The organism is Curtobacterium sp. Curtsp57 (assembly GCF_047324335.1).
Lineage (GTDB): Bacteria > Actinomycetota > Actinomycetes > Actinomycetales > Microbacteriaceae > Curtobacterium.
Map to the genome: position 1 here is coordinate 3,558,424 of NZ_CP168511.1, position 23,524 is coordinate 3,581,947.

The 23,524-nt window shown below is 69.9% G+C and carries 18 protein-coding genes; 2 read left to right on the top strand and 16 right to left on the bottom strand.

The features are described 5' to 3' along the window. Positions 1-3: 3 nt before the first annotated feature. From ACEN9V_RS17105 to ACEN9V_RS17140, 8 genes are all read right to left on the bottom strand, one after another. The gene (locus ACEN9V_RS17105) at positions 4-2,088 is read right to left on the bottom strand and encodes a bifunctional aldolase/short-chain dehydrogenase (protein ID WP_413601319.1); all 2,085 of its coding nucleotides are present in this window, start codon (positions 2,086-2,088) and stop codon (positions 4-6) included. A gap of 4 nt (positions 2,089-2,092) precedes the next feature. Continuing rightward, positions 2,093-3,262, bottom strand: coding sequence for an L-rhamnose isomerase (gene rhaI, locus ACEN9V_RS17110; RefSeq protein WP_402729396.1), 1,170 nt, complete (start codon positions 3,260-3,262; stop codon positions 2,093-2,095). A gap of 181 nt (positions 3,263-3,443) precedes the next feature. Continuing rightward, positions 3,444-5,753, bottom strand: a complete 2,310-nt coding sequence (locus ACEN9V_RS17115) for a family 78 glycoside hydrolase catalytic domain (RefSeq protein WP_413601320.1) — start codon at positions 5,751-5,753, stop codon at positions 3,444-3,446. A gap of 111 nt (positions 5,754-5,864) precedes the next feature. Then, complete coding sequence (locus ACEN9V_RS17120) at positions 5,865-6,728, bottom strand: carbohydrate ABC transporter permease (protein ID WP_413601321.1); 864 nt, start codon at positions 6,726-6,728, stop codon at positions 5,865-5,867. Further along, positions 6,725-7,579 carry a carbohydrate ABC transporter permease gene (locus tag ACEN9V_RS17125; RefSeq protein WP_413603080.1) on the bottom strand — a complete coding sequence of 285 codons (855 nt, stop codon included), beginning with the start codon at positions 7,577-7,579 and terminating at the stop codon, positions 6,725-6,727. The genes ACEN9V_RS17120 and ACEN9V_RS17125 overlap by 4 nt, the downstream gene beginning before the upstream one ends. A 79-nt stretch (positions 7,580-7,658) precedes the next feature. Then, positions 7,659-8,984, bottom strand: coding sequence for an ABC transporter substrate-binding protein (locus ACEN9V_RS17130; RefSeq protein WP_402729399.1), 1,326 nt, complete (start codon positions 8,982-8,984; stop codon positions 7,659-7,661). 339 nt (positions 8,985-9,323) lie between these two features. Then, positions 9,324-10,415 (bottom strand): LacI family DNA-binding transcriptional regulator, encoded by a 1,092-nt coding sequence (locus ACEN9V_RS17135; RefSeq protein ID WP_413601322.1) that lies wholly within the window; start codon positions 10,413-10,415, stop codon positions 9,324-9,326. A 25-nt stretch (positions 10,416-10,440) separates the two neighbouring features. Continuing rightward, positions 10,441-11,451 carry a LacI family DNA-binding transcriptional regulator gene (locus tag ACEN9V_RS17140; protein ID WP_413601323.1) on the bottom strand — a complete coding sequence of 337 codons (1,011 nt, stop codon included), beginning with the start codon at positions 11,449-11,451 and terminating at the stop codon, positions 10,441-10,443. A gap of 311 nt (positions 11,452-11,762) precedes the next feature. Between ACEN9V_RS17140 and ACEN9V_RS17145 the strand changes: the two genes are divergently transcribed. Then, positions 11,763-13,526, top strand: coding sequence for an MFS transporter (locus ACEN9V_RS17145; RefSeq protein ID WP_413601324.1), 1,764 nt, complete (start codon positions 11,763-11,765; stop codon positions 13,524-13,526). Between the two features lie 6 nt (positions 13,527-13,532). Here ACEN9V_RS17145 and ACEN9V_RS17150 read toward each other — a convergent pair whose 3' ends face one another. Beyond that, positions 13,533-14,021, bottom strand: coding sequence for a hypothetical protein (locus tag ACEN9V_RS17150; protein ID WP_413601325.1), 489 nt, complete (start codon positions 14,019-14,021; stop codon positions 13,533-13,535). Positions 14,022-14,138: 117 nt separating this feature from the next. Here ACEN9V_RS17150 and ACEN9V_RS17155 point away from each other — a divergent pair, with 117 nt between their 5' ends. Then, positions 14,139-14,570: a hypothetical protein gene (locus tag ACEN9V_RS17155; protein ID WP_402729405.1), complete on the top strand. Its 432-nt coding sequence runs from the start codon at positions 14,139-14,141 to the stop codon at positions 14,568-14,570. Between the two features lie 198 nt (positions 14,571-14,768). Here the strand turns inward: ACEN9V_RS17155 and ACEN9V_RS17160 are convergent, their stop codons facing one another. The 7 genes from ACEN9V_RS17160 to ACEN9V_RS17190 all read right to left on the bottom strand — a co-directional run bounded on the left by ACEN9V_RS17160 (position 14,769) and on the right by ACEN9V_RS17190 (position 23,478). Next, a complete protein-coding gene (locus ACEN9V_RS17160; protein WP_413601326.1) occupies positions 14,769-17,435 on the bottom strand; it encodes a family 78 glycoside hydrolase catalytic domain in 2,667 nt (888 codons plus the stop codon). Positions 17,436-17,450: 15 nt separating this feature from the next. Continuing rightward, positions 17,451-18,380, bottom strand: a complete 930-nt coding sequence (locus ACEN9V_RS17165; protein ID WP_402729407.1) for a carbohydrate ABC transporter permease — start codon at positions 18,378-18,380, stop codon at positions 17,451-17,453. Continuing rightward, positions 18,377-19,348: a carbohydrate ABC transporter permease gene (locus tag ACEN9V_RS17170; RefSeq protein WP_281265322.1), complete on the bottom strand. Its 972-nt coding sequence runs from the start codon at positions 19,346-19,348 to the stop codon at positions 18,377-18,379. The genes ACEN9V_RS17165 and ACEN9V_RS17170 overlap by 4 nt, the downstream gene beginning before the upstream one ends. Then, positions 19,345-20,760: an ABC transporter substrate-binding protein gene (locus ACEN9V_RS17175; RefSeq protein ID WP_413601327.1), complete on the bottom strand. Its 1,416-nt coding sequence runs from the start codon at positions 20,758-20,760 to the stop codon at positions 19,345-19,347. Before ACEN9V_RS17175 ends, ACEN9V_RS17170 begins: the two co-directional genes overlap by 4 nt. A 115-nt stretch (positions 20,761-20,875) precedes the next feature. Continuing rightward, positions 20,876-22,135 (bottom strand): cytochrome P450, encoded by a 1,260-nt coding sequence (locus ACEN9V_RS17180; RefSeq protein ID WP_413601328.1) that lies wholly within the window; start codon positions 22,133-22,135, stop codon positions 20,876-20,878. 15 nt (positions 22,136-22,150) lie between these two features. Continuing rightward, entirely contained in the window at positions 22,151-23,290 is a 1,140-nt protein-coding gene (locus ACEN9V_RS17185) for an NAD(P)/FAD-dependent oxidoreductase (RefSeq protein ID WP_413601329.1), read from the bottom strand. Next, positions 23,287-23,478, bottom strand: coding sequence for a ferredoxin (locus tag ACEN9V_RS17190; RefSeq protein WP_413601330.1), 192 nt, complete (start codon positions 23,476-23,478; stop codon positions 23,287-23,289). Before ACEN9V_RS17190 ends, ACEN9V_RS17185 begins: the two co-directional genes overlap by 4 nt. Positions 23,479-23,524: the final 46 nt, after the last annotated feature.

The window sequence follows — 23,524 nt, forward strand, 5'->3', positions numbered from 1 at the left end:
CCGCTACCTCAGGAACGCCGCGGCGACGCCCGCGTCCACCGGCACGTGCAGTCCGGTGGTGTGCGAGAAGTCGTCCGTGCAGATGGCGTAGACGGCGTTGGCGACGTTCTCCGGCACGACCTCGCGCTTCAGGATCGTGCGCTGCGCGTAGAACTTCCCGAGGTCCTGCTCCTCGATGCCGTACGTCTTCGCGCGGTTCGCACCCCAGCCGGACGCGAAGATGCCCGAGCCGCGGACGACGCCGTCCGGGTTGATGCCGTTCACCCGGACGCCGTGTTCGCCGAGTTCGGCCGCCAGCAGCCGCACCTGGTGGGCCTGGTCGGCCTTCGTGGCGGAGTAGGCGATGTTGTTCGGGCCGGCGAACACCGAGTTCTTGCTCGAGATGTACACGATGTCGCCGCCGAGGCCCTGCTCGATGAGGACCTTCGCCGCGGCCTTCGACACCAGGAACGAGCCCTTCGCCATGACGTCGTGCTGCAGGTCCCAGTCCTGCTCGGTGGTCTCGAGCAGCGACTTGCTCAGGCTCAGCCCCGCGTTGTTGACGACGAGGTCGAGCCCGCCGAAGTGCAGCAGGGTCTCCTGGACGGCGCGCGCGATGTCCTCGGCGGAGGTCACGTTCGCCGCGACGCCGATCGCCCGGTCGGTGTCCCCGATCTCGGCGGCGGCCTCCTGCGCCTTCGTCTCGTCGAGGTCGGCGATGACGACCGCGGCGCCCTCCGATGCCAGTCGCTTCGCGATCGCCTTGCCGATGCCGGACGCGGCCCCGGTGACGAGGGCGATGCGGGTCGCGAGCTTCTTCGGTGCCGGCATCCGCTGGAGCTTGGCTTCTTCGAGGGCCCAGTACTCGATGCGGAACTTCTCGGCCTCGTCGATCGGGGCGTAGGTGGAGAGTGCTTCGGCGCCGCGCATGACGTTGATCGCGTTGACGTAGAACTCGCCGGCGACGCGGGCCGTCTGGGCGTCCTTGCCGTACGAGAACATGCCGACACCGGGCACGAGCACGATGAGCGGGTCGGCGCCGCGGATCGCGGGGGAATCGGGCGTCGCGTGCCGGTCGTAGTACGCCTGGTAGTCCTCGCGGTAGGACGCGTGCAGCTCGTGCAGGCGTGCGATCTGCTCCTCGACGGTGGCCGTCGCGGGCAGGTCGAGGACGAGCGGCTGCACCTTGGTGCGGAGGAAGTGGTCCGGGCAGCTGGTGCCGAGCGCCGCGAGTTCCGGCGCCTTCTCGCTCGCGAGGAAGTCGAGCACCACGTCGCTGTCGGTGACGTGCCCCACGACCGGCTTGTCGTGCCCGGCGATCCCACGGATCGTCGGGGCGAGGGCGGCGGCGCGGGCTCGTCGCTCGTCGGTGGGGAGCGCCTCGAAGCCCGGGCGGACGGGGCCGAACGGGTCGGGCTTGCCGTTCGCAGCGATGTACTGCTCGGCGGTGTCGATGATCCAGCGGGAGTTCGCCTCGGCCTCGTCGCTGGTGTTCCCCCACGCGGTGATGCCGTGCCCGCCGAGGATCGTGCCGATCGCCTCGGGGTGGTCCCGCTTGATCGCGGCGATGTCGAGGCCGAGCTGGAACCCGGGTCGGCGCCACGGCACCCACAGGACCTTCCCGCCGAAGACCCGCTCCGTCAGGGCCGGGCCGTCGGCCGCCGTCGCGATGGCGATGCCGGCGTCCGGGTGCAGGTGGTCCACGTGCGGGGCGTCGACGAGGGCGTGCATGGCCGTGTCGATGCTCGGAGCTGCTCCGCCCTTGCCGTGCAGGCAGTAGTCGAACGCGGCGACCATCTCGTCCTCGCGGTCGACGCCCGGGTAGACCTGCGCCAACGCCCGGACCCGGTCGACTCGCAGCACGGCGAGCCCGGCCGGTGTCAGGGTGCCGAGGTCGCCCCCGGATCCCTTCACCCAGAGCAGTTCCACCGGTTCGCCGGTCACGGGATCGGTCGCGGCGCCCTTCGTCGAGGTGTTGCCCCCGGCGTAGTTCGTGATCCGCGGGTCCGAGCCGAGCGCGTTGGAACGTGCGATGAGGTCGGCGACCACCTGTCCAGCGGTCGTCTGCGTTGCGGGGTCCACCCGGGCCTCCAGGTCGTTGATCGTCATCTGTCTACGCGCCCCAGCCGGCCTGGACGCCGCCGACGCGGTCCTCGGCGATCGAGCGCTGGTACCCGGAGTCCAGGTACGCGCGCATCGGGTCGGCCGGGAGGCCGCGCGATTCGCGCCAGGCGGCGAGGTCCTTCCGGACGTCGGTCTGGTACGCGTCCATGAAGATCTCGTTTGCGCCCAGGACGTCGTGCGCTTCCTGCGCCGCCGTCAGCGCCACGCGGTCGAGGAGCAGCGCGCGGGCCGTCATCTCCTGCACGTTCAGCACCGAGCGGATCTGCCCGGGGATCTTGTCCTCGATGTTGTGGCACTGGTCGAGCATGAACGCGACGTCGGGGTTGTCGTAGCCGCCGCCGCGGATGACCTCGACCAGGATGCGGAACAGCTGGAACGGGTCGGCTGCGCCCACGATGAGGTCGTCGTCGGCGTAGAAGCGCGAGTTGAAGTCGAAGCTCCCCAGTTTGCCGAGGCGCAGCAGCTGCATGACGATGAACTCGATGTTCGTGCCGGGTGCGTGGTGGCCGGTGTCGAGGCAGACCATGGCCTTGTCGCCGAGGGCGCTCGTCTGCACGTAGCTGGTGCCCCAGTCGGGGACGTCCGTGTGGTAGAACGACGGCTCGAAGAACTTGTACTCCAGGACCAGGCGCTGGTCGTCCCCGAGGCGGTCGTAGATCGTCGTCAGGCTGTCGTGGAGGCGGTCCTGGCGGGAGCGCATGTCCTCCTGCCCCGGGTAGTTCGAGCCCTCGGCGAGCCAGATCTTCAGGTCGCGACTGCCGGTGGCGTCCATGACGTCGATGCAGCGCAGGTGGTGGTCGATCGCCTTCTGCCGGATCGTCTCGTCGACGTGGGTCAGCGCACCGAACTTGTAGTCGTCGTCCTGGAACGTGTTCGAGTTCACGGTGCCCAGGCGGACGCCGTGCTCCTCGGCGTGGCGGCGGAGGTCGGCGAAGTCGTCGACGAGGTCCCACGGGATGTGGAGTGCCACCGTGGGGGCCAGCCCCGTGTACTTGTTGACCTGGGCCGCGTCGGCGATCTTCTCGTACGGGTCTCGGGGCGTTCCCGGGGTGCTGAACACCTTGAAGCGGGTGCCGGAGTTGCCGAACGCCCAGGACGGGAGCTCGATCGCCTGCCGTGCCAGCTGGTCGCCGATCGAACTGAAGCTTGCTGATGTCATCGTGTCACTTCCTCGTGGTCGATTGAATCGTTTCATAGGCTAGTCCGCGGCGACGCGTCGCGCAACCGGTGTTCCCGGCTCACTGCCGCACAGCCGGTGCGGATCGCTCCCGCACAACCGAAAGCAATTCGTGCCACGCGATCCCGTGGTGCGCTTTGCTTTCGGTTGTGCGGCGGCGCGGCTACACCGCGGGCACCGCGGCCGGCGCGCGCAGCTCGTGCGTGCCGGCAGCGACGCGCTGCTCCGGGAGGCCCGGCAGGCGCACCACCGCGCTGACCCCGTCCGGCACGGTCGCCCGGACGAGCAGCTCCCCGTCGACGAGCTCCCACCGCACGGCGACGTGCCCGTGCACGGTGTCGAGCGAGGTGGACGCCCACGTCAGGCCTCCGCCGGGCTGCGGTGCGATGAGCACGGACTCGTACCCGGGCGTCAGCGGCGCGAGACCACCCACGACCCGGTGCATCCAGTCCGCCACGGCACCGAGCGCGTAGTGGTTGAACGAGGTCATCTCGCCCGGGTTGATGGTGCCGTCCGGCAGCATCGAGTCCCAGCGCTCCCAGACCGTCGTCGCCCCCATCGTCACCGGGTACAGCCACGACGGGCACTCCGTCTGCAGCAGCAGCCGGTACGCGTCGTCGAGGTGGCCCGTCTGCGTCAGCGCGTCCGTGATGAAGGGCGTGCCGGCGAAGCCCGTCGAGATCCGGTAGCCGGACTCGGCAGCGAGCTCGGCGAGCCGGTCGCCGGCCTTCGCGGTGTCCTCGTCGGACAGGATCCCGAACACGATGGCGAGCGCGTAGACGGTGGTGCAGTCGCTGCGGATCCGTCCGTCCGTCACGTAGTGCTCCCGGAACGCGGTTTGGAGGCTCGTGGCCAGTTCCTCGGCTTCGCTCGCCTGCGCCGCATGGCCGGTCAAGCGCGCCGCCTCGGCGACGAGCGTCGCCGACCGGTAGGCGCACGCCGTGGCGACGACGCCCGGGTCGGCCTTCGCCTTCGCGGCGTCCTCCGGCGGGGCATCCGGGTCGAGCCAGTCGCCGAACTGGAACACCGTGTCCCAGAGGCCCTGGGGCGACAGGTGGTCGCGGATCCGACGGAGGTGCGCGACCATCGACGGCAGTTGTTCCTCGAGCACCGCGCTGTCGCCGTAGGCCTGGTAGAGCGTCCACGGCACCCAGACCCCGGCGTCCGACCAGATCGCGGTGGCGTCGGGCTTCCCGAAGTCCTCGGCGGGGGAGTACTTCAGCACGTCGGGCACCACGAACGGGATGACCCCGTCGGCGTGCTGCTGCTCGAGCCACACGTCGCGGAGCCAGTCGCCGAGGAACGCCTTGGTGTCGAACAGGTACGAGGCCGTCGGGGCGAACGCCGCGATGTCGCCCGTCCACCCGAGTCGCTCGTCGCGCTGCGGGCAGTCCGTCGGGACGCTGAGGAAGTTGCCCTGCATGCCCCGGACCACGTTGTCGTGGAAGGTGTTGAGCAGCTCGTGGCTCGACTCGAACGTGCCCGTGCGGGTCAGGTCGCTGCCGACCTGCACCGCGGTCAGCGCCGCCCTGAGTTCGTCGAGCGTGCCGGGCCACCCCTCGACGGCCGCGTACCGGAAGCCGTGGAAGGTGAAGCGCGGCTCGAACGTGTCCGCGCCGTCGCCGCTCAGGGTGAAGTGGTCCGTCGCCTTCGCGGTCCGGAGTGGACGGGTGCCGAGCTCGTCGTGCTCGAGCACCTCGGCGTGCCGGATCGTCAGGACCGTGCCGGCCGGGCCGGAGGCGACGACGCGGAGCCAGCCGACCAGGTTCACGCCGAAGTCGACCAGCGTCGCGCCCGACGGGCTCGTCCAGACGTCGACCGGGGCGATCTCGGCGAGCGGCCGGACCGGCGGGACGGTGTCGGTGACGAGCTCGCGGTCGCCGAGGTCGACGGTGTGGACGCCGACCGACCGACCGGGGTGTCCGTCGGTACTCGGGATCGTCGGCGTCCCCGGCTGCAGGAACGACCCGTCGCGGAGCCGGGCGTCGATGTCCTCGCCGTCGTAGAGCTGGTCGGCGGTGATCGCACTGGACAACGCCTGCCAGTCGGTGTCGGTGGCGACGGTCTGGACGTGGCCGTCCTCGAACTCGATGCGGAGCTCGGCGAACCCGGCACGTTCGTCCGTGTACCAGCCGCCGCCGCCGCCCCACGCCAGGCGTCCGGCCGCCCAGGCGTTGCCGATGACCAGGGCGAGCACGGCGGCGTCCCCGGGAGCGGTCGAGCTCAGGTGCGACAGGACGTCGTGCGACGCGACGCGGATGCGCCACTCGTAGCTCGTCCAGCCCGGTTCGAGCAGGTGGTCCGAGACTCGAGAGCCTCCGAGCCACGCCTCGACCACGCCGAGGGCGCTGACGTCGAGGGTGGCCCGGCGGACGGCACCGTGGCCGTCGTCGATGGTGAACTCCCGGCGCAGGATCGGCGCGCTGCCGAGGTCGGTGTCGCTCGCGATGAACGATGCGGTCCAGGTGGTCATGGTGTCCTTCCGGCGGCCGTCGTCGTCGACGGCCGCGTCGTTGGTCGGTGGGACTACCGGTCGGAGGCCGACCTGCCGGTGGCGGGTCGGGCCTCCAGTCCGGGTCGGGCGTCAGCCCTTGACGGCGCCGCTGGTCATGCCGGCGACGATCTGACGGTTGAAGAAGATGTAGAGGATGAGCGGGGGGATCGTGATGAGCAGGACGTCCGTGAACAGCAGGTTGAGCTGGCTGACGGACTGGCTCTGGAACGCGTACAGCGTCTGCTGCACTGTGGCGTTCTCGGACCCGGGGAGGAAGTACAGCGGGTTCGCGAAGTCGTTGAACACGGCGACCGACTGGACGAGCACGACGGTGATGATGACGGGCTTCAGCAGCGGCAGGACGACCCCGAAGAACAGGCGGATCGGCCCGGCACCGTCGAGCACGGCGGCTTCGTCCAGCTCCTTGGGGATCGTCGCGACGAACGCCCGGAACAGCAGGATGCAGAACGACAGGCCGAAGGTGGCCTCGATGAGGATCATCCCGCCCATGGTCTTGAACAGGTTGAGGCCCTGCAGCACCCAGATCGTCGGGACGATCGCCGGCGGGACGATCAGGCCGGCGAGGACGAAGAAGTTGATGACCCCGTTCCACCGGCCGGGTCGACGCTGCAGGACGTAGCCGACCATGGCGGAGAACACGACCATGATGACCACGCTGCCCACCGTCAGCACGGCGCTGTTGACGAACGCCCGGACGATGCCGGACTCGCCGGTCTGGAACACCGCCTGCAGGTTCTGCCACAGCTGCCACTGGGTGGGCAGGGTGAAGCCGAGCTGGTTCGCCTCGGCCGGTGACTTCGCCGCCTGGAGCAGGACGAAGACGAACGGCACGAGGAAGACCACGAACGACACCACGATGGCGACGATGCCGATGATCCACTTGCGGATGGTGCCCGGGTGGCGGCGGCGCGGGGTCGTGCTGATGGCGGTCACAGTTCCGGCTCCTTCCGGTTGATGAGCCAGGAGACCGGGACCATGATCGCCGTGACGACGACGAACAACACGACGTTGCCGGCCGTCGACAGGCCGTAGAAGCCCGCCTGGTACTGCTTGTAGATCACACTCGCGATGACGTCGCTGGTGAACCCCGGTCCACCGCCGGTCATCGCCCAGATCAGGTCGAACGACCGCAGGCCGCCGATGAGCGACAGGATGATGACCGTGCCCATCGCGGGGCGGGACAGCGGCAGCGTGATGTTCCGGAAGATCGTCCAGGCGCTCGCGCCGTCGACGCGGGCGGCCTCGAAGTACTCCTGCGGGATCGCCACGATGCCGGCGATGAAGATGAGCGTCGCGATGCCGACGCCCTTCCAGATGTCCACCGCCGCCACGCTCCAGAGCGCGAGGGCCGGGTCGGTCAGCCACCCCGGTGTCGGGAGGCCGAGTCCTCCCAACACGGAGTTGATGATCCCGTGGAAGGGATCCAGCAACGCCTTGAACGTGATGCCGATGCCGATCGTCGACACGAGCACCGGGAAGAACACGACCGCCCGGAGGTACCCGCGCCCGAGCACGGGGGACGTGAGGAGCAGGGCGAGGGCGAGTCCGAGGACCACCTTCGCCGCGCTCGTCACGAACCCGTACTCGAACGTGTGGATGAAGCCCGAGACGAGCTGCGGGTCCTGGAAGAACCGGACGAAGTTGTCGAAACCGATGAAGGTCTGGTCGAACAGCGTCCAGCGGGTGAGCGAGAAGTAGAACCCGGCGAAGGTGGGGACCGCGAAGAACACGACGTAGAGCGCGATCGCGGGGATGAAGAACCACGCGGGGTAGAACGAACGCATCCGCTTGCGGGCAGGACCCGGCCCGGCCTTCGTGGTCTGCGGCGGGGCGACCGCCGTCGTGAGCGTCGCGGTCACCGACTCACCAGCCCTTCAGGCCGAGCTGCTGGGCCTGCTGCACGACGTCCTGGTCGTACTGCTTGGCGCCGACCGCTGCGGTGGAGATCCCGGAGCCGACCTGCACGCAGATCTTCTCGAGGTTCGGGCCCTTGATGGGGGAGAGGAACTCGAGCGCCGGCGTCGCCTTGCCGTCGTCGATGTACTTCTGCAGGTCGCCGAGCATCGTCGGCACGGAGTCCGGGAGCTTGCACGTCGAGATGACGTACGGGCCGCCGGGTGTCCCGGTGTCGTTCTGCACCTTGCAGCCGTCGGACGAGTTGGCGAACGCGATGAACTTCTTCGCCGCCGCGAGCTTGTCGCCCGTGGTCGTCTTCGGGATGTAGAGGCCGTTCGGCTCCCAGATCGTCAGGTTCGTGTCGTCCGCGTTCTGTGCCGGCAGGGCGAAGGCACCGATGTCGTTCACCGCGTCCGGGCTGTCCTGCTGCAGGGTCGAGATCGCGTTCGTGAGCATCGGGTACTGCGCTCCGGTGCCGTCGGCGAGCATCTTCAGGCCGTTCGCCTGCGTCGCCGACGCGAAGTCCTCGTTCAGGAGGCCCTTGTCCTTGACCTCGGCGAGGTGCTCGAAGCCGGCGAATGCCGGGTCCTTCGCGTAGGACTCCTTGTGTGCGGTGTACTTCGTCGCCCAGTCGGCCTGCTGCGCCGTGATGTTGGCGAAGTCGCCGAGTACGAAGAGCTGGCTGGTCCAGGTGTCGCCGTACGTCTGGATGATCGGCGCGACCTTGCCGGCGTCCTTGATCTTCTCGCTGTTGCTGATGAACTCGTCCCAGGTGGTGGGGACCTTCAGGCCGAGGTCGGCGTAGACCTTCTTGTTGTACATGACGCCGCCGCCGAAGCTCGTGCCGAAGGGCGCGCCGTACATGCCCTTGTCGGTGCTGACGACCTTCGTGAACTGCTTGTCGACGTCCTTCGCCCAGCTCTGGTCGGACAGGTCGACGAGCGTGTTGTCCGGGTTGAGCGCCTGCATGAGCGACCCGGAGTTGTAGTTGAAGACGTCGTCCATCTCACCGGTGGACAACCGCGTCTTGACCAGGTTGTCGCCGTCGGTGCCCTGCGGCTTCGTGTCGACCTTCACCGTGATGTCGGGGTTGGCCTTCTCGAACGCCGCGACGAGTGCCTTCGTCGTGACGGCGGTGGCCGTGGAGTTGTCGACCAGGTAGCTGATCTGGACCTTGCCGCCGCCGCTGCCCGTGTCGGCGGAGCCGCCGGACGAACAGGCGGCGAGGCCGCCGATGAGGACCGTGGCGCCGCCGATGGCGAGCAGCCGGGTGGTCAGGGAACGTGCTGACATCCTTACCTCCTCGTAAGGCCCGGGTTGGGGAGACCCGGGTGAAACGGACCCGGACACCGCGTCGTCGTGGTGGCCGGTCGTGCTGTTTAGAACGTTTCAATCGGAATGGAACCATGTGGATTGAAGCGTGTCAATCACCGATTCTGATTCGTTACGTGCTGGCGCGCTCCAAGTTCCGTCGGGTGCGGTTCGGTGGTGCGCACGTGCCGTGCCTGCGATGCGCCTGCGTTTCGTCGAGGCGCCGCCAGGTCGTCGAAGCGCGCCGGATTCCGGCGGTGTCTCGGGCTTCTGGGGGTGCCCCGGCGGGTTGGGACCGCCGGGACGAGGCCGTGCGCCGGATCAGGCCTCGGTGCGGCGGGGGTCCTCGGGGGTGCCACGTCGCGCGGCGGCCGCACCCTCGCGGCCGAGCGTGCTCTCACGCGGCACGAGCTCGGTGTCGAGCACGACCGTCCGGTGCACGTGCTCGTCCGGCGGGTCCAGCAGCTCCGCGAGCAGCAGGTCGACCGCCCGCGCACCCATCTCAGCGCCGTGCATCGTCACCGAGGTCAGGGGGACGGCACCGCCCCACGCAACAGAGTTGTGGTCGCAGCCCGAGACGGGGATGTCCTCCGGCACGCGGATCCCGGCGGCGCGCAGCTCGGTGACGACGGCCATCGCGAGCAGGTCCGTCACGCCGAGGACTCCGTCTGGTCGCTCGGACGCGGGCATGCCGGCGATGCGGACCCCGGCGTCGGTGCCCCCTGGCGGGTCGATGTCGCCGGCGTCCACGTCGACGAGGCGCACCCCTGGGTGTTCGGCGATCGCGCGGAGTACGCCGGCACGACGGCGGTGCACGGGCTGGAGTTCCTGTCGTGCACTCACGAAGCCGATGCGTCGGCACCCCCGTTCGATGAGGTGCGTCGTCGCGATGTACCCGGCCCGCTCGTTGTCCACCACGACCGAGCAGGCGTCGACGTCGGTCGGCTCGTAGTTCACGTAGACGACCGGGTGACCGTGCCGGCGGGTGAGCTCGACCTGGTCACGGGACTCCTCCATCGTCGCGAGGAGGATGCCGGACACCCGGGTGCTCTCGAGGAAGGCCAGGTGGTCGGCCTGTGCGCGCGGGTCGTTCTCGCTGCTGGCGATGAGCAGGGCGAACTCCCGTTCCCGGGCGGCGACCTGGGCGCCGTTGAGCATGTCGCTGAACAGGGAGTTCTGCAGCGACGACACGACGAGCCCGATCGACCGGCTCCTGCCGGATGCGAGTGCACGGGCGTTCCGGTTCGGCGTGTACCCGAGGTCTGCGATGGCGGCGTGGACCCTGGCCGCTGTTGCGTCTCGGACGCGCTCCGGGTGGTTCAGGACGTTCGACACCGTCGCGAGCGACACACCCGCCCGTGCGGCGACGTGGTGCACGCTCGGCGGCCCGTCGCGTCGAGGGGGCTGCACCATCCCTCGATCGTAGACCGGCGATGCGTCACCGATCGCGGACGGTGGACTGGCGGACGACCAGCTCCGGGGTGAACTCGACCCGTTCGAGCTCGACGTCCTGTCCGTGCTCGACCTGGTGCACGAGGAGCTCGATCGCCTGCCGCCCGAGGTCCTGCGCCGGCTGCCGGACACTCGTGAGCGGCACGACGGCGGCCTCGGCGAACGCGATGTCGTCGTAGCCCACGATCGCGATCTCGTCGGGGACGGACACCGAGCCGCGCATGATGAACGCCTGCTCGAGCCCGACGGCGATGAGGTCGTTCGCCGCGAACACCGCGTCCGGCCGCTCCGACGCCGGGCGACGCTGGATCTCCTCGCCGATGCGCCGGCCCTCGAGCACGGACAGCGACGACGTCTGCAGAACCTCGAGCGAGGCGCCGGCGGCCGTGACGGCACCGAGTGCTCCCGCGTGTCGATCAGCGACCTGCCGGATGCCGAACGGCCCGCCGACGAAGGCGATGCGCCGTCGGCCGATGTCCACGAGGTGCTCGACGGCGATCCGGCCGCCTGCCACGTCGTCGACGGACACCGACGCGAAGTGCTCGTCGTCCGCGCGACGGTCCACGAGCACGACGGCGGTGCCCTGGTCGCGGAGTCTGACCAGCCGCTCGAGGTCGTCGCCGGCGGGGGAGATGAGCAGGCCGGCGACGCGGCGCTCCTCGAACAGGTCGATGTAGGTGCGCTCGCGCTCGGTCGACTCGTCCGAGTTGCCGATGAGGACCGCAAGACCCTTCGACATCGCTGCGTCCTCCGCACCTCGGGCGACGTCGGTGAAGAACGGGTTGCCGCCGTCCAGCACGACGAGCCCGACGGTGGAGCTGCGACCCGCGCGGAGTTGGCGTGCCGAGTCGTTCCGCACGAACCCGAGCTCGGCGATGGCGTTCTGCACGCGCTCGACCGTCGAGGGGGCCACCTTCTCGGGTCGGTTCAACACGTTGGAGACCGTGCCGAGCGACACGCCCGCGAGAGCCGCGACCTCCCGAACGCTCACCGTCATGCGGTCATCCTGGCATCCCGATCGTCGTTCGCGGTCGTGTGGGGCGTGGTGTCGCGGTCGTGCGCCGCGTGAAAGCGCCCAGAACGCCCGCGATGGGAAGCGAGTTCGCGCGTAGGAGGTCGGAAATCCCGGCCTCCTACGCGCGAAACGACCCCCAACGCGCGAAACGACATCCGACGCGAAACGACACCCGACGCGGAACGACCCCCCACGCGCGAATCGCCCACTTGCAGGACCCCGATCACCGGGCGTATCTTCTTCGCTGCACCGTTGAAACGATTCACCGACGAACACGCACGAACGGAGGACCAATGGCGGTCCGTATCGGAGCCAGCAACACGACCGGCTGGAAGGCCACCATCTCGGTGGCCATGTCGAACTACATCGAGTCGGGCTCGATCATCGCGATCGCGACGAGCCTGGCGTTCTGGCAGGCCCAGTTCCACATCGGCGACCTCGGCGTCGGCCTGCTCGCGAGCCTCTCCTCGAACGCGTTCGGCGCTGCCATCGGCGCCGCGATCGGTGGTCCCCTGTGCGACCGGTACGGCCGGAAGTTCATCTACACGTACGACCTGCTGCTGTACATGCTCGGGGTCGTCCTCGCGGTGTTCGCCGGCAACTACGGCATGCTCCTCACGGGCTTCATCCTGTGCGGCATCGCGGTCGGTGCCGGTGTCCCCGCCAGCTGGACCTACATCGCCGAACAGGCACCGGCTGGCAAGCGTGCCGCACACGTCGGCACCGCGCAGCTCGCGTGGTCGATCGGCCCGATGGTCGGCTTCGCGCTGGCGATCGCCGCTGCGCCGCTCGGACTGCTCGGCAGCCGGCTCATCTTCGCGCACCTGTTCGTCGTCGCCGCGGTGGTGTGGTGGCTCCGCCGTGGGCTGCCGGAGTCGAACATCTGGAAGGACGAGCGCGCGGCAACCGGCACGGTGAGCTTCTTCCACGGCGTCGGCCAGCTGTTCTCGAAGAAGATCAACCTCGTCGCGATGCTGTTCCTGTTCGGCGTCTACGCGATGTGGAACACCGTCGCAGGACAGGCCGGCATCTTCCAACCGCGCATCTACGCCGCGACCGGGGTGACGAGCGTCATCGAGCAGGACGCCCTGCAGGTCCTCGTCTGGTTCTGCACCGTGCTCACGACGTACTTCGTGTTCATGCGGTACGGGGACCGGATCAGCAGACGGGTGCTCTTCGCGATCGGTGCCGCGCTGGCGATCGTCGTCTGGGCCGTCCTCATCTACGGCCCGGCGAACACCGGCACACTGCTCTTCTTCGCGATCGGCTGGGGCATCTCGTCCGGCATCGGCGCGCAGGCGTTCTACGGCCTCTGGACGAGCGAGCTCTTCGCCACCAGGTACCGTGCGAGCGCGCAGGGCGTGCTGTTCCTCGCCGCCCGCGTCACGGTCGGGCTCCTCAGCATGTGGTTCCCCGTGCTCCTCACCGACATCGGCCTCCGCCCCCTCGGCGGGCTCATCATCGGGCTCCTCGCCGTCTCGTTCCTGGTCGGCACGATCTGGGCACCGGAGACCCGTGGGAAGTCCCTCGAGGAGATCGAGGCCGAGCGGTACGGCACGGTGACGAGCGTCACCGGCACCGTCCGAACGGTCGACGAGCACGAGGAACGAGCGCGAGCGGCGCGCGAGCGAGCGGACACCCAGGTGAGCGGGCCCACCGGACCGGCACCGGGCCTCCCGTCCGCGCCGGCGCACCGGACCGGAGGCTCGGATCGCGTCACGCGCGTCTGCTTCCGACTGCAGGTGGCTGCGGAACACATGGACGCGTACCGCGAGCGGCACGCCGCGGTCTGGCCGGCGATGCTCCGGGCCATCGCGGGGGCCGGTCGACGGAACTACTCCCTGTTCCTCGACGACGACGGGCTGCTGATCGGCTACTACGAGACCGAGTCCGTCGCCGATGCGGACGCGGCCCTCGCGGCCAGCGAGGTCGCGTCCGCGTGGGAGGCCCACATGCAGGACCTCTTCGACGGGACCACCGGTCGGGCAGACCAGACGGCGCGGATCCTGCCGGAGGTGTTCAACCTCGAGGACCAGCTCGCCGCGGCGGGGGAGTAGGTGCGGTCAGGAACTGCGCAGGGTGTCGTCCGAGTCGGAGGACACCGGCTCCTTCGACGTCCAGCCGTACCAACGGCCGTCGATCTCGGCCGTGATCCGTCCGTCGCCGCACGTGACCAGGTCGCTCGTGGGCAGGGACTTCGGCAGGAAGTCGGCCGTCATCGCCGGGCCGCCGTGGGTGCCGTCGACGGGCTCGCACGCCGCCGTGTCGACTCCGGTCGCGGAGTCGAAGGCGATGACGTACCCGGGGTTGCTCGTGTCCAGGCGCACGTCGATGTCCTTCGCGTCATCCGGCACCCACTTCGGCATGAACCAGGCCATGTCCTCCGAGTTCGCCGACGACGGGGCATCGCGGTAGGTGTCGTAGTGGCGGTGCTGCTGCGGGAGCGACTGCTCGATCATGCTGCAGCCGGTCAGGGTGGCGACGACGAGACCCATGCCGACGACGGCGAAGGCGGAGGTGACGGCGGATCGTTCGGAGCGTGACGTGTTCATGGATCCATCGTCGTTCCGCGCGGTCGGCGGGACGATCCGGCGGTCCTCCGGATCCGGGGTGGGGGTAACCCCCGGACCTGGACTGGGTGTGGTGCCGGGGCGGGTACGGTGCTCGGCATGGCCGACGTGACCCACGCCTCCGACCTCGGCATCGACCTGTCGGACGGCGGACCCCAGCAGCTGTACCGGTGGTTCCTCGCGAGCATGCTCTTCGGCAGGCCGATCCGGCAGGAGCAGGCGGCCGAGACGTACCGCGTGCTGATCGACCACGGGTTCACGAGCCCCGGGAAGTTCGCCGGGGCCGGACGGGAGCAGCTCCGCAAGGTCCTCGACGAGGGTGGCTACGGACGGTTCGACTACCAGATGACGGACGCGCTGCACGAGACGATGCACACGCTCGACGCCGACGAGGGCTCGGTGTCGCACCTCGTGAAGACCGCGTCGTCTCGGCAGGAGCTGCGTGACCGGCTCGGGGCGCTGCACGGGGTCGGCCCGAAGACGATCGAGATCTTCCTGCGAGACGTCCCCGACGCGGTCCTGCCCGACTGAGGCGCGTCGCGGCGATAGCACGCCCGACTGATACGCGAGAGAGCGACACGTCCGCGGCGCATCACGCGGACCGCACCGCGAAAGCGACAGTTTCCCGCGCGGATCTCGCGGTGAACTGTCGCTTTCGCGGGCGTTTTCGCGGGCGCTTTCGCGGGTGCTCTCGTGGGACGTGCCCGATCGCACCGGCGCCGCGCCGGGTCACGCGTCGAACGGCACCGTCGACTCCCACGTGCCGTGCGAGAGCTCGACGGGCTCCGCGCCGGGGAGGTCGAGCACCGCCGTCGCACCGACCGGCACCGTGACGGTGACCGACAGTGTGCCGTCGGACACCGACCAGTCGATCGCGGCCTGGCCCCGTGGGGTGTCGAGCGTCGCCCCGGCACTCGTCAGCCCGCCGCCGGGCCGCGGCGCGAACCGGATCGCCGCGTACCCGGGGGCAGCGGGGGCGATGCCGGCGACGACCCGGTGCATGAAGTCCGCGACCGATCCGAGGGCGTAGTGGTTGAACGACGTCATCCCGCCCGAGTTCACCCGGCCATCGGGCAGCAGCGAGTCCCAGCGCTCCCAGATCGTCGTCGCGCCCTGCGTCAGCGGGTAGAGCCACGACGGGCACTCGTCCTGCAGGAGCATCGCGTACGCGTCGTCGAGGTGCCCGGCGAGGAGCAGCGCGTCGCACACCACCGGCGTCCCGGCGAACCCGGTCCCGATGCGGTGCCCGTTCTCCCGCACGAGTTCCGACAGCCGTGCCCCGACCGGGCCGTCCGCGTCGACGAGCCCGAACACGATCGCGATCGCCGACGACGCCTGCGAGTCGTCGACGACGGTGCCGGACGGCGTCAGGAACCGTGCCTGCCACGACGCCTTGATCCGCGCCGCGGTCTCCGCGTACGACCGAGCGTCATCGGTGCGTCCGAGCTCGGCCGCCCACGCCGCGAGCACCGATGTCGACCGGTACGAGTACGCCGTCGCCAGGCAGTACTTGTCGGCCTTGGCTGCCGCGGCGTCCTCCGGCGGCGCGAGCGGGTCGAGCCAGTCGCCGAACTCGAAGCCGTCGACCCGGACGAGGTCCTCGTCCCCGGAAGCGAGGACCCCGTCGACCCACGCCTTCGCCGATGCCCACTGGTCCTCGAGGAGCCCGCGGTCGCCGAACGCCTGGAACAACCCCCACGGCGTGAGGGTGGCCGCGTCGCCCCAGACCGCCGCGTGGTGCCCGGCCGGATCGGAGTCGGGGAGCGTCGGGACGAAGAACGGCACGCCGCCGTCCTCACGCTGCTCGAGCGCCAGGTCCCTGAGCCACGAGCGGAGCACCCCGGCGCAGTCGTAGAGGAACGCAGCCGTCGGCGTGAACACCTGCAGGTCGCCGGTCCACCCGAGTCGCTCGTCACGCTGCGGGCAGTCGGTCGGGACGTCGACGAAGTTGCCGCGCATCGACCAGACGACGTTCTCGTGCAGCTGCTCGAGCCGCGGGTCCGAGCAGCGGAACCAGCCGGTGCGCCGCATGTCGGTGTGCACCACCTGCGCGACGACGTCCCCGGGCTCGAAGGAGGACACGGGCCAGCCCTCGACCTCGGCGTAGCGGAACCCGTGCACCGTGAAGCGCGGCTCCCACGACCCCTCGCCGTCGTCTCCAGGCCCCGAGTAGAACACGTCGGTGGCCTTCGCGGTGCGCAGCGGGCGGGTCGCGAGTTCGTCGTCCTGCATCACCTCGGCGTGCCGCAGCGTGACGCCGAACGGCCCGACGGGGTGGTTGCGGATCTTCAGCCGACCGGGGAGGTTCTGGCCGAAGTCGAGCTGGATCGCCCCGGCGTCCCAGCGGCGCGACCACACCGGTTCGATCTCCTCGACCACGCGCACCACGGGGCCGTCGAAGGGGACGAGTGCCGCGGTGGGAGCGTCGAGCACCTCGACCGCGTCCCATGCGGCGTCGTCGAACCCGACGGTCTGCCAACCGTCGGGTTCGACCCTGCCGTCCCACTTCTCTCCGTCGTAGAGTCCGGAGAGCAGGATCCCGCCGCGCGCGGCGCGCCAGGAGTCATCGGTGCCGAAGGTCTCCGTGGAGCCGTCGGCGTACTCGACCTCGAGCTGGGCGATGAGCGCCAGCCGGTCGCCGTACACGTTGCGGACGCGGTCGTCCCAGGTGATCCGGCCGCGGTACCAGCCGTCGGCGAGACGAGCGCCGAGTGCGACCGTCCGCGGACCGCCGGCCAGGTGCTCGGTCGCGTCGTGCACCAGGTACCTGACCCGGTGTCCGAAGGAGGTCCATCCAGGTGCGAGCTCCGCGTCGCCGACGCGGACGCCGTCGACGGTGACCTCGTGGAGGCCGAGGCTCGCCACCGCGAGCCGGGCGCGGACGACGTCGCCGCGCAGCGTCACCTCGCGCCGCAGGATCGGCGGTGCCTGGTCGACGCGGGTGTTCTCCCGCCACGGCGCGGCGACGAAGGAGGCGGTCCAGTCGGTGTCGGACAGGAGGCCCGCCTCGACCTCCAGGGGCTCGCTCCACTCCGTCACGGAGCCGTCGACGGCCGTGGTCCGCACCCGCCACACGGCGCGCTCGCGGGAGGCCAGCGGGGCGAACGGCCACGGGACGAGGACACCGGACGGGTCCACTTCCGCGACGGCGCCGGCGTCGGTGCCGGCCGAGCGGTCGACGAGTTCGACCTCGGCGAGCCCTGGTTCCCAGCCGGGTCCGGCATCGGGGAGGTGCCACGAGAGCCGTGGCTCGGCCGTGCCGATCCCGAGGGGTTCGCGGAGGTGTTCGACGCGGAGCCCGGTCGGGGCGAGCGGTTCCCTGGAAGCCGAGCCGAGCCTCCCGTCAGGTGCCTGCGCGGCCACGCGGCGGGCTGGTGCTGTCGTCGTGTCGGTCATGCGGAGGTCCTTTCGTCAGTCCTTGATCCCGGACATCGTGATGCCCTGGATGAACGTCTTCTGAGCGAAGAAGAACAGGACCACGATGGGGATGAGGATGATGGTCGAGACGGCCATCAGCGGGCCGGTGGCGGTGTCGCCCTGTGCTCCCTGGAAGAACGTCAGGCCGAGCGACAGCGTGTACTGGCTCGACTTCGTGAGGTACAGCAGCGGCCCGAGCAGGTCGCTCCACGAGGCGAGGAACTGGAAGAGCATCACCGCGGCGAGTGCCGGCTTGCAGAGCGGCAGGATGACCTGGACGAAGATGCGGAGCTCCCCGGCGCCGTCGATCCTCGCGGCGTCGGTGAGGGCGTCCGGGATGCCGAGGAAGAACTGCCGCATCAGGAAGATGAAGAACGGGATGCCGAAGAACGTCGGGACGATGAGCGGCAGGTACGTGCCCGTCCAGCCGACGTCGCGGTAGGCCACGAACAGCGGGACCATCGTCACGTAGAACGGCACCATCATCGTCGCGATGAGGATCGTGAAGATCCCGTTCCGCCACGGCCACCGGATGCGGGAGACGCCGTAGCCGACCATCGCACTCGACAGCGCGGCGCCGATCATCGAGGGCACGCAGATCACGAGGGTGTTCCAGAAGTACTGCAGCAGCGGGAACGCCTGGAGGCCGTACGTGTAGTTGCCCGTCGTGATGGTGTCCGGGAACCACTTCACCGGGAACGCGCCGATGTCCGCCTGGGTCTTGAACGACCCGGTGACCATCCAGATCAGCGGCATCAGGAACACGACGCTGAGGACGATGAGGACGGCGTGCTTGGCGATGGCCTCGGCGATGCGGGGCCACGTGAGCTTGCGGTGCTTCGGGACGGGGCGGGTCGGGTTGACCGACCCGCGCGGTTCGCCGGCGACGGCAGCGGCCGCCGTGGGGTTCTCGATCGCGGTCATCGTGCTTCGCCTCCGTAGTACACGCGGCGGCCCATGATGCGGTACGCCAGGATCGAGACGATGGCGATGATCACGAAGAGCACCCATCCGACCGCGCTCGAGTAGCCGAGTTGGTAGTGGTAGAACGCCGACTGGTACAGGTACACGCCGGATACGAGCGTGGAGCCCGCCGGGTCGCCGTAGCCGCCGGTCATCACGAACGCCTGGGTGAAGTACTGGAACCCGGCGATCAGTCCGGTGATCGTCGCGAACAGCAGCTGCGGGCTGATGAACGGCACGGTCACGTTCCGGAACTTCTGCCAGGCGCCGGCACCGTCGAGGGACGCCTGCTCGAGGAGGTCCTGCGGGACGCCCTGCAGCCCGGCGAGGAGGATCACCATGAGGTTCCCGACGCCCCACAGGCCGAACAGGATGAGCGCCGGCTTCGACCACGCGGGGTCGGAGAGCCAGCCGGGGCCCTGGATGCCGAAGATGCTCAGGACGTTGTTGATCACGCCGTACTGCGGGTTGAGGACGTACGCCCAGATGACCGCGCTGGCGACGATCGGGACGATGGACGGGATGAAGAAGATCACCCGGTAGATGCCGAGGCCCTTCACCCGGAGGTTGAGCAGCAGCGCGAGGCCGAGGGCGACCGCGATGCCGAGGGGCACCGAGATGACCGTGAGGAACAGGGTGTTCCCGAGGGACAGCCACCACTGGTCGTCGGCGAAGAGCTGCGTGTAGTTCTGCCACCCGATCCACTGCTTCGTGCCGCCGAGCAGGTTCGCGTTCGTGAAGCTGTTGACGGCGCTCGTGATGATCGGACCGCCGGTGAAGACGACGAGGCCGATGATCGCCGGTGCGGTGAAGAACAGCCCCCACCCGAAGGTGGCGCGCTGCCGCTTCGTCCGGGGGATCCAGTGCGTGAGCCATGATGTCCCGCGGGGCTTCGGACCCCGTGTCGTGATGCTCCGTGTGACGCTCACGAGTTCTCCTTCCGGAATTCGTCGAACGCGGCGTTGACCGAGGCCTTGACCTTGGCCAGGGCGCGCTCCGGGGTGATCTGGCCGTAGATGGCCGAGCTCACCTGGACGTCGAGCGCGGTCGCGTAGGTGCTGGCGACGGGGATCGTCGGGCGGATGTTCTTCGCGGTGAGGAGGCCCTCGCGGTAGACGGCGATGTTCGGGTCCTTCTGGAACTCCGCCAGGACGGGGGAGTCGGACCAGCCGGGGAGCAGGGTGCCGTACGTGAAGTTCGACTGCGTGCCCGCGTCCGAGACGGTCGCGAACTGCAGGAAGTCCCACGCGGAGTCGTGCTCCTTGGAGTCCTTCGGGATGAAGAGGTCGTAGCCGCCGAGCCAGGTCGCGCTCCCAGGGGAGCCGAGCCCCTCCGCGTAGGGGAAGAGCGTCGCGCCGAGTTCGACCTTCGCCTTGTCCCCGCTCCGGTAGACGTTCTGCGCGTCCGTCGTCGTCATCGGCGCCATGCCGACGTTGCCGCTCGCGATCGTCGGCAGGGTCTGCGACGGGCTGGTGACGGACAGGTGGCTCGCGCCGCCGACCTTCTTCGCGTAGTCGACCATCCACTGGAGCGCCTGGGCGATGTTCGGGTCGTCGGGGGTGGCCTCCATGTTGTCGTCGCTCATGAACTTCCCGCCGAAGGCGAAGCCGAACGTGAACATCGAGTTGCTGAAGCCGTAGTAGTCCCACGGCACGGTCCCGATCCGGGTGACCTGGCTGCCGCGCTTCTGCAGGATCTTGTCTGAGAACGCCTCGAGCTCGTCGATGGTCTTCGGCGGGGTCTCGGGGTCGAGGCCTGCCGACGCGAAGACCTTCTTGTTCCAGAACATCGGGAAGTTCACGTCGACGAGCACCGGCATCGCGTAGATGTCGTCCGTGGCCGTCATCTGCTTCCACACCGCCGGTGCGAAGTCGTCCGCACCGAGGCCGGCGGCCGCGATCCGGGCACCGAGTGGCTCGACGACGCCGTAGCCCGCGAACTGCGGGTACTCCTCGGGGGTGCAGAACGCCAGGTCCGGCGGGGTGCCCGCGGCGATGGCGGTCTGCAGACGGATCTGCGTGTTGCCGGACAGTGGCGCGTAGGTGACCCGGACGCCGGTGTGCGACTGCGACTTCTCGTAGAGGTCGGCGAGCTCGACCCAGGCGTTGCCGAGCGTGCCGCCCCAGATGTTGTACATCTCGACGACGTGCGCGCGGCCCGGTGCCGGGTCCTTGCTGAGCCTGAGGCCCCGCTGGTCGTCCGCGACGGCGCCGCCGGAGATCACGGTGCAGCCGGCGAGGCCGATCGTCGCGGTGCCGGCCGCGATGGCTGCGAGGAACGCCCGTCTCGACACGTCGCGTGCCGCGGGCCTGGTGGGCGGGTGTGGTGGTCGGCTCGTCATCGAGTACCTCCGGTCGTCGTCGTTGAAGATCGGGAACCACGAGTACTGAATCGTTTCAGACTCGGTGGTTGGCGATGAATGTACGCCATTCGTCGTCGTGAGCGCCAGGGTTACATCAGAATGATGGAGAAATTGAAGCGCGATCGGTTTTCACGAGCACGGCGCCCGCCTCGTACGTCGCCACGGGGTTCGCGAACGGCATCGGCCGGAGCTGTTCGGCGTCGACGAGCTGCAGGTCGGGGGCGCCGGTGACCAGCTGCGTGATCGCCTCCCGGATCTCGGCGCGCGCGAGTTGCTGGCCGATGCAGCCGTGTGGCCCGTACCCGAACCCGAGGTGCCCGAAGGCGTCCCGGTCGACGTCGAAGCGCTCGGGGTCCTCGAAGTGCCGTGGGTCCCGGTTCGCCCCGACCGGTGACACGGAGACGGTCTGCCCGGCGGCGACGGTCACCCCCTCGATCTCGACGTCCTCGGTCGCGGTGCGTGGGAACAGCGTGAGGAACATCGCACCGGTCCGCATGAACTCCTCGATCGCCGGACCCACCCGCTCCGGGTCGGTTCGGAGCCGCACGAGCTGTTCCGGGTTCGTCAGCAGTGCCACCGTCGCGGTGGCGATGAGGTACGCCACGGAGTCGTGCCCGGCGCTCATCAGCTGGAAGACGAGCCCCTCGACCTCGACCCGGGGGAAGTCCGAGGCGAGCAGGTCGGTGATGACGTCCTCGCCCGGGTCCGCCGCGCGGGCGTCGACCACGGAGCGGATGTAGTCGAACTTGGTCTGCGTGCTCGAACCCCGGACGAAGTGCTCGACGAACTCGGGCACGCGGTCCTCGTGCACGCCGATCACGCTGCAGTGGGTCTCGGCGGCGATCGGCTGCGCGTACTCGGAGAAGAGGTCGACCGGTCCGGCGTGGGCGAGCAGCCGGTGCAGGTGCCTCGCGACGCGATCGTGTACCTCGGGGCCGCGCTGGCGCACCTGCTTGACCGAGAACCGCCCGGTGACGCCGCGGCGCATGCGCTGGTGCACGGCGCCGTCGAGTGCGAGCAGGTTCGCGGCGTCGATCGACCGCCGGGCGGCGTCGTCGAGCGGATCCGGGGTCCGTGGGGCCGGGACGGCCGCCCCGGTGGTGGCGGCTCCGTCGACTGCGTCGTGTGGGCGCGCTGGTCCGCGCGGCGTCCGGTGCGGCACCTGACTGAACCGCGGGTCGGCCAGGATCGCCCGGGCGGCGTCGTAGCGGGTGACGATGAGCCCGACGTGCCCGTCGTCGTACGCGAGCGGCACGGCTGGTGCCTGGTCGCGCCACTCGGCGAAGTCGGGCGACGGGGCGAGCGGTGTGCTGTCGCCGGGGAGGGTGACGGTGTGGAAGGGGCATCCGGACATGGAGGTCTCCAGGAGTCAGGCGTGGGCGGGGACGGTTCGGGCGAGTTCGGCGCGGGCTCGGCGGAAGGCACGGGGTGCGCCCCAGCCGACGACGCCGGTGGTGGCCGCCCCGTCGTGTTGGACGAGCACGTCGCTGTCCTCCGGCCACGGGTCCAGCGGGCGTGCGGGGTCGAACGTGCCGACGGCCTGGATGCGGACGCCGTGCACCTCCGACCAGAAGAACGGGATCGGCGCGGGGAGCGGTTCCGCCCCGGTGATCGTCGCGGCGACCGACAGCGCTTGCTCGATGGCGTTCGTCTGGTGCTCGACGCGCGTCGATCGGCCGGTCGCGGGGTCCGTCCAGCGTGCGACGTCGCCGATCGCGTACACGTCGGGTGCGGCCCCGCCGTGGTCGTCGCAGCACACCCCGTCCCGCACGGTGAGCCCCGATGCGGCGAGCCACGATGTCCTGGGGCGTCCGCCGGTGGCCGCCACGACGAGATCCGCTGCGAGGACGGAGCCGTCGCCGAGGACCAGGCCGTCGGTCGTGACCCCCAGCGCGCCGGCATCGGGGCGCAGATCGACCCCGTTGTCGCGGTGCAGCTCGGTGAGCCGTTCGGACAGCAGCGTGCCGACGGTGCCGAAGGACAGCCGGCCGCTCCGACCGACGAGCGCGACCTCGTGGCCAGGGTGTCGGGCTGCTGACGCGATCTCGGACCCGAGCACGCCCGTCCCCATGACGACGACACGCTCGGCGCGCGCCCACGCGGACCGCAGCGCGACGGCGTCGTCGAGGGTCCGCAGGACGAACGCGTGCTCGATCCCCGGCAGCTCGGGCCGGACCGGCTCGACACCGGTCGCGATGACGAGGGCGTCGTAGTGCAGTCGGGCTCCGTCGACGGTCACGATGTGCGCCTCCGGATCGAGTGCGGTCGCGGTGGCGCCGGCGCGGAGCGTGACGTCGAGACCGTCGAGTTCCGCGACCGTCCGGAGCACGGAGCGCGAGGGGTGCCACGAGCCGTCGAGGACCTGCTTCGAGAGCGGCGGCCGGGCGTACGGGGCGTGCGGTTCGGCGCCGACGAGGGTGATCGGGCCGTCGTGTCCCGCCGCTCGGAGTGCCTCGGCGCAGGTCACCCCGGCGACACCGGCACCGACCACGACGACGTGCACCCTCACTCCTCGATCGTGATGGCACGCGCCGGGCAGAGCGCAGCCGCCCGACGTGCTGCCGGCTCGTCCGCGGCGTCCGGCGCGTCGACGAGGAGCTCGACGATGCCGTCGTCGTCCTGGTCGAAGAGCTCGCCGGCGACGAGGGCGCACTGCCCCGCTCCGACGCATGCACTGGTGTCGGCGATGATGCGCATCGTGTCTCCTGTCGTCGTCCGGTCCACGTCGACCGGTGCACCCGAC

Bases quoted from the DNA above. Each gene is read 5' to 3' on its own strand.
- ACEN9V_RS17115 (WP_413601320.1), bottom strand. From the start codon at position 5,753: ATGACCACCTGGACCGCATCGTTCATCGCGAGCGACACCGACCTCGGC.
- ACEN9V_RS17160 (WP_413601326.1), bottom strand. From the start codon at position 17,435: ATGACCGACACGACGACAGCACCAGCCCGCCGCGTGGCCGCGCAGGCA.
- ACEN9V_RS17175 (WP_413601327.1), bottom strand. From the start codon at position 20,760: ATGACGAGCCGACCACCACACCCGCCCACCAGGCCCGCGGCACGCGAC.
- ACEN9V_RS17190 (WP_413601330.1), bottom strand. From the start codon at position 23,478: ATGCGCATCATCGCCGACACCAGTGCATGCGTCGGAGCGGGGCAGTGC.
- ACEN9V_RS17105 (WP_413601319.1), bottom strand. From the start codon at position 2,088: ATGACGATCAACGACCTGGAGGCCCGGGTGGACCCCGCAACGCAGACG.
- rhaI (WP_402729396.1), bottom strand. From the start codon at position 3,262: ATGACATCAGCAAGCTTCAGTTCGATCGGCGACCAGCTGGCACGGCAG.
- ACEN9V_RS17180 (WP_413601328.1), bottom strand. From the start codon at position 22,135: ATGTCCGGATGCCCCTTCCACACCGTCACCCTCCCCGGCGACAGCACA.
- ACEN9V_RS17155 (WP_402729405.1), top strand. From the start codon at position 14,139: ATGGCCGACGTGACCCACGCCTCCGACCTCGGCATCGACCTGTCGGAC.
- ACEN9V_RS17140 (WP_413601323.1), bottom strand. From the start codon at position 11,451: ATGACGGTGAGCGTTCGGGAGGTCGCGGCTCTCGCGGGCGTGTCGCTC.
- ACEN9V_RS17145 (WP_413601324.1), top strand. From the start codon at position 11,763: ATGGCGGTCCGTATCGGAGCCAGCAACACGACCGGCTGGAAGGCCACC.
- ACEN9V_RS17125 (WP_413603080.1), bottom strand. From the start codon at position 7,579: ATGCGTTCGTTCTACCCCGCGTGGTTCTTCATCCCCGCGATCGCGCTC.
- ACEN9V_RS17135 (WP_413601322.1), bottom strand. From the start codon at position 10,415: ATGGTGCAGCCCCCTCGACGCGACGGGCCGCCGAGCGTGCACCACGTC.
- ACEN9V_RS17165 (WP_402729407.1), bottom strand. From the start codon at position 18,380: ATGACCGCGATCGAGAACCCCACGGCGGCCGCTGCCGTCGCCGGCGAA.
- ACEN9V_RS17130 (WP_402729399.1), bottom strand. From the start codon at position 8,984: ATGTCAGCACGTTCCCTGACCACCCGGCTGCTCGCCATCGGCGGCGCC.
- ACEN9V_RS17150 (WP_413601325.1), bottom strand. From the start codon at position 14,021: ATGAACACGTCACGCTCCGAACGATCCGCCGTCACCTCCGCCTTCGCC.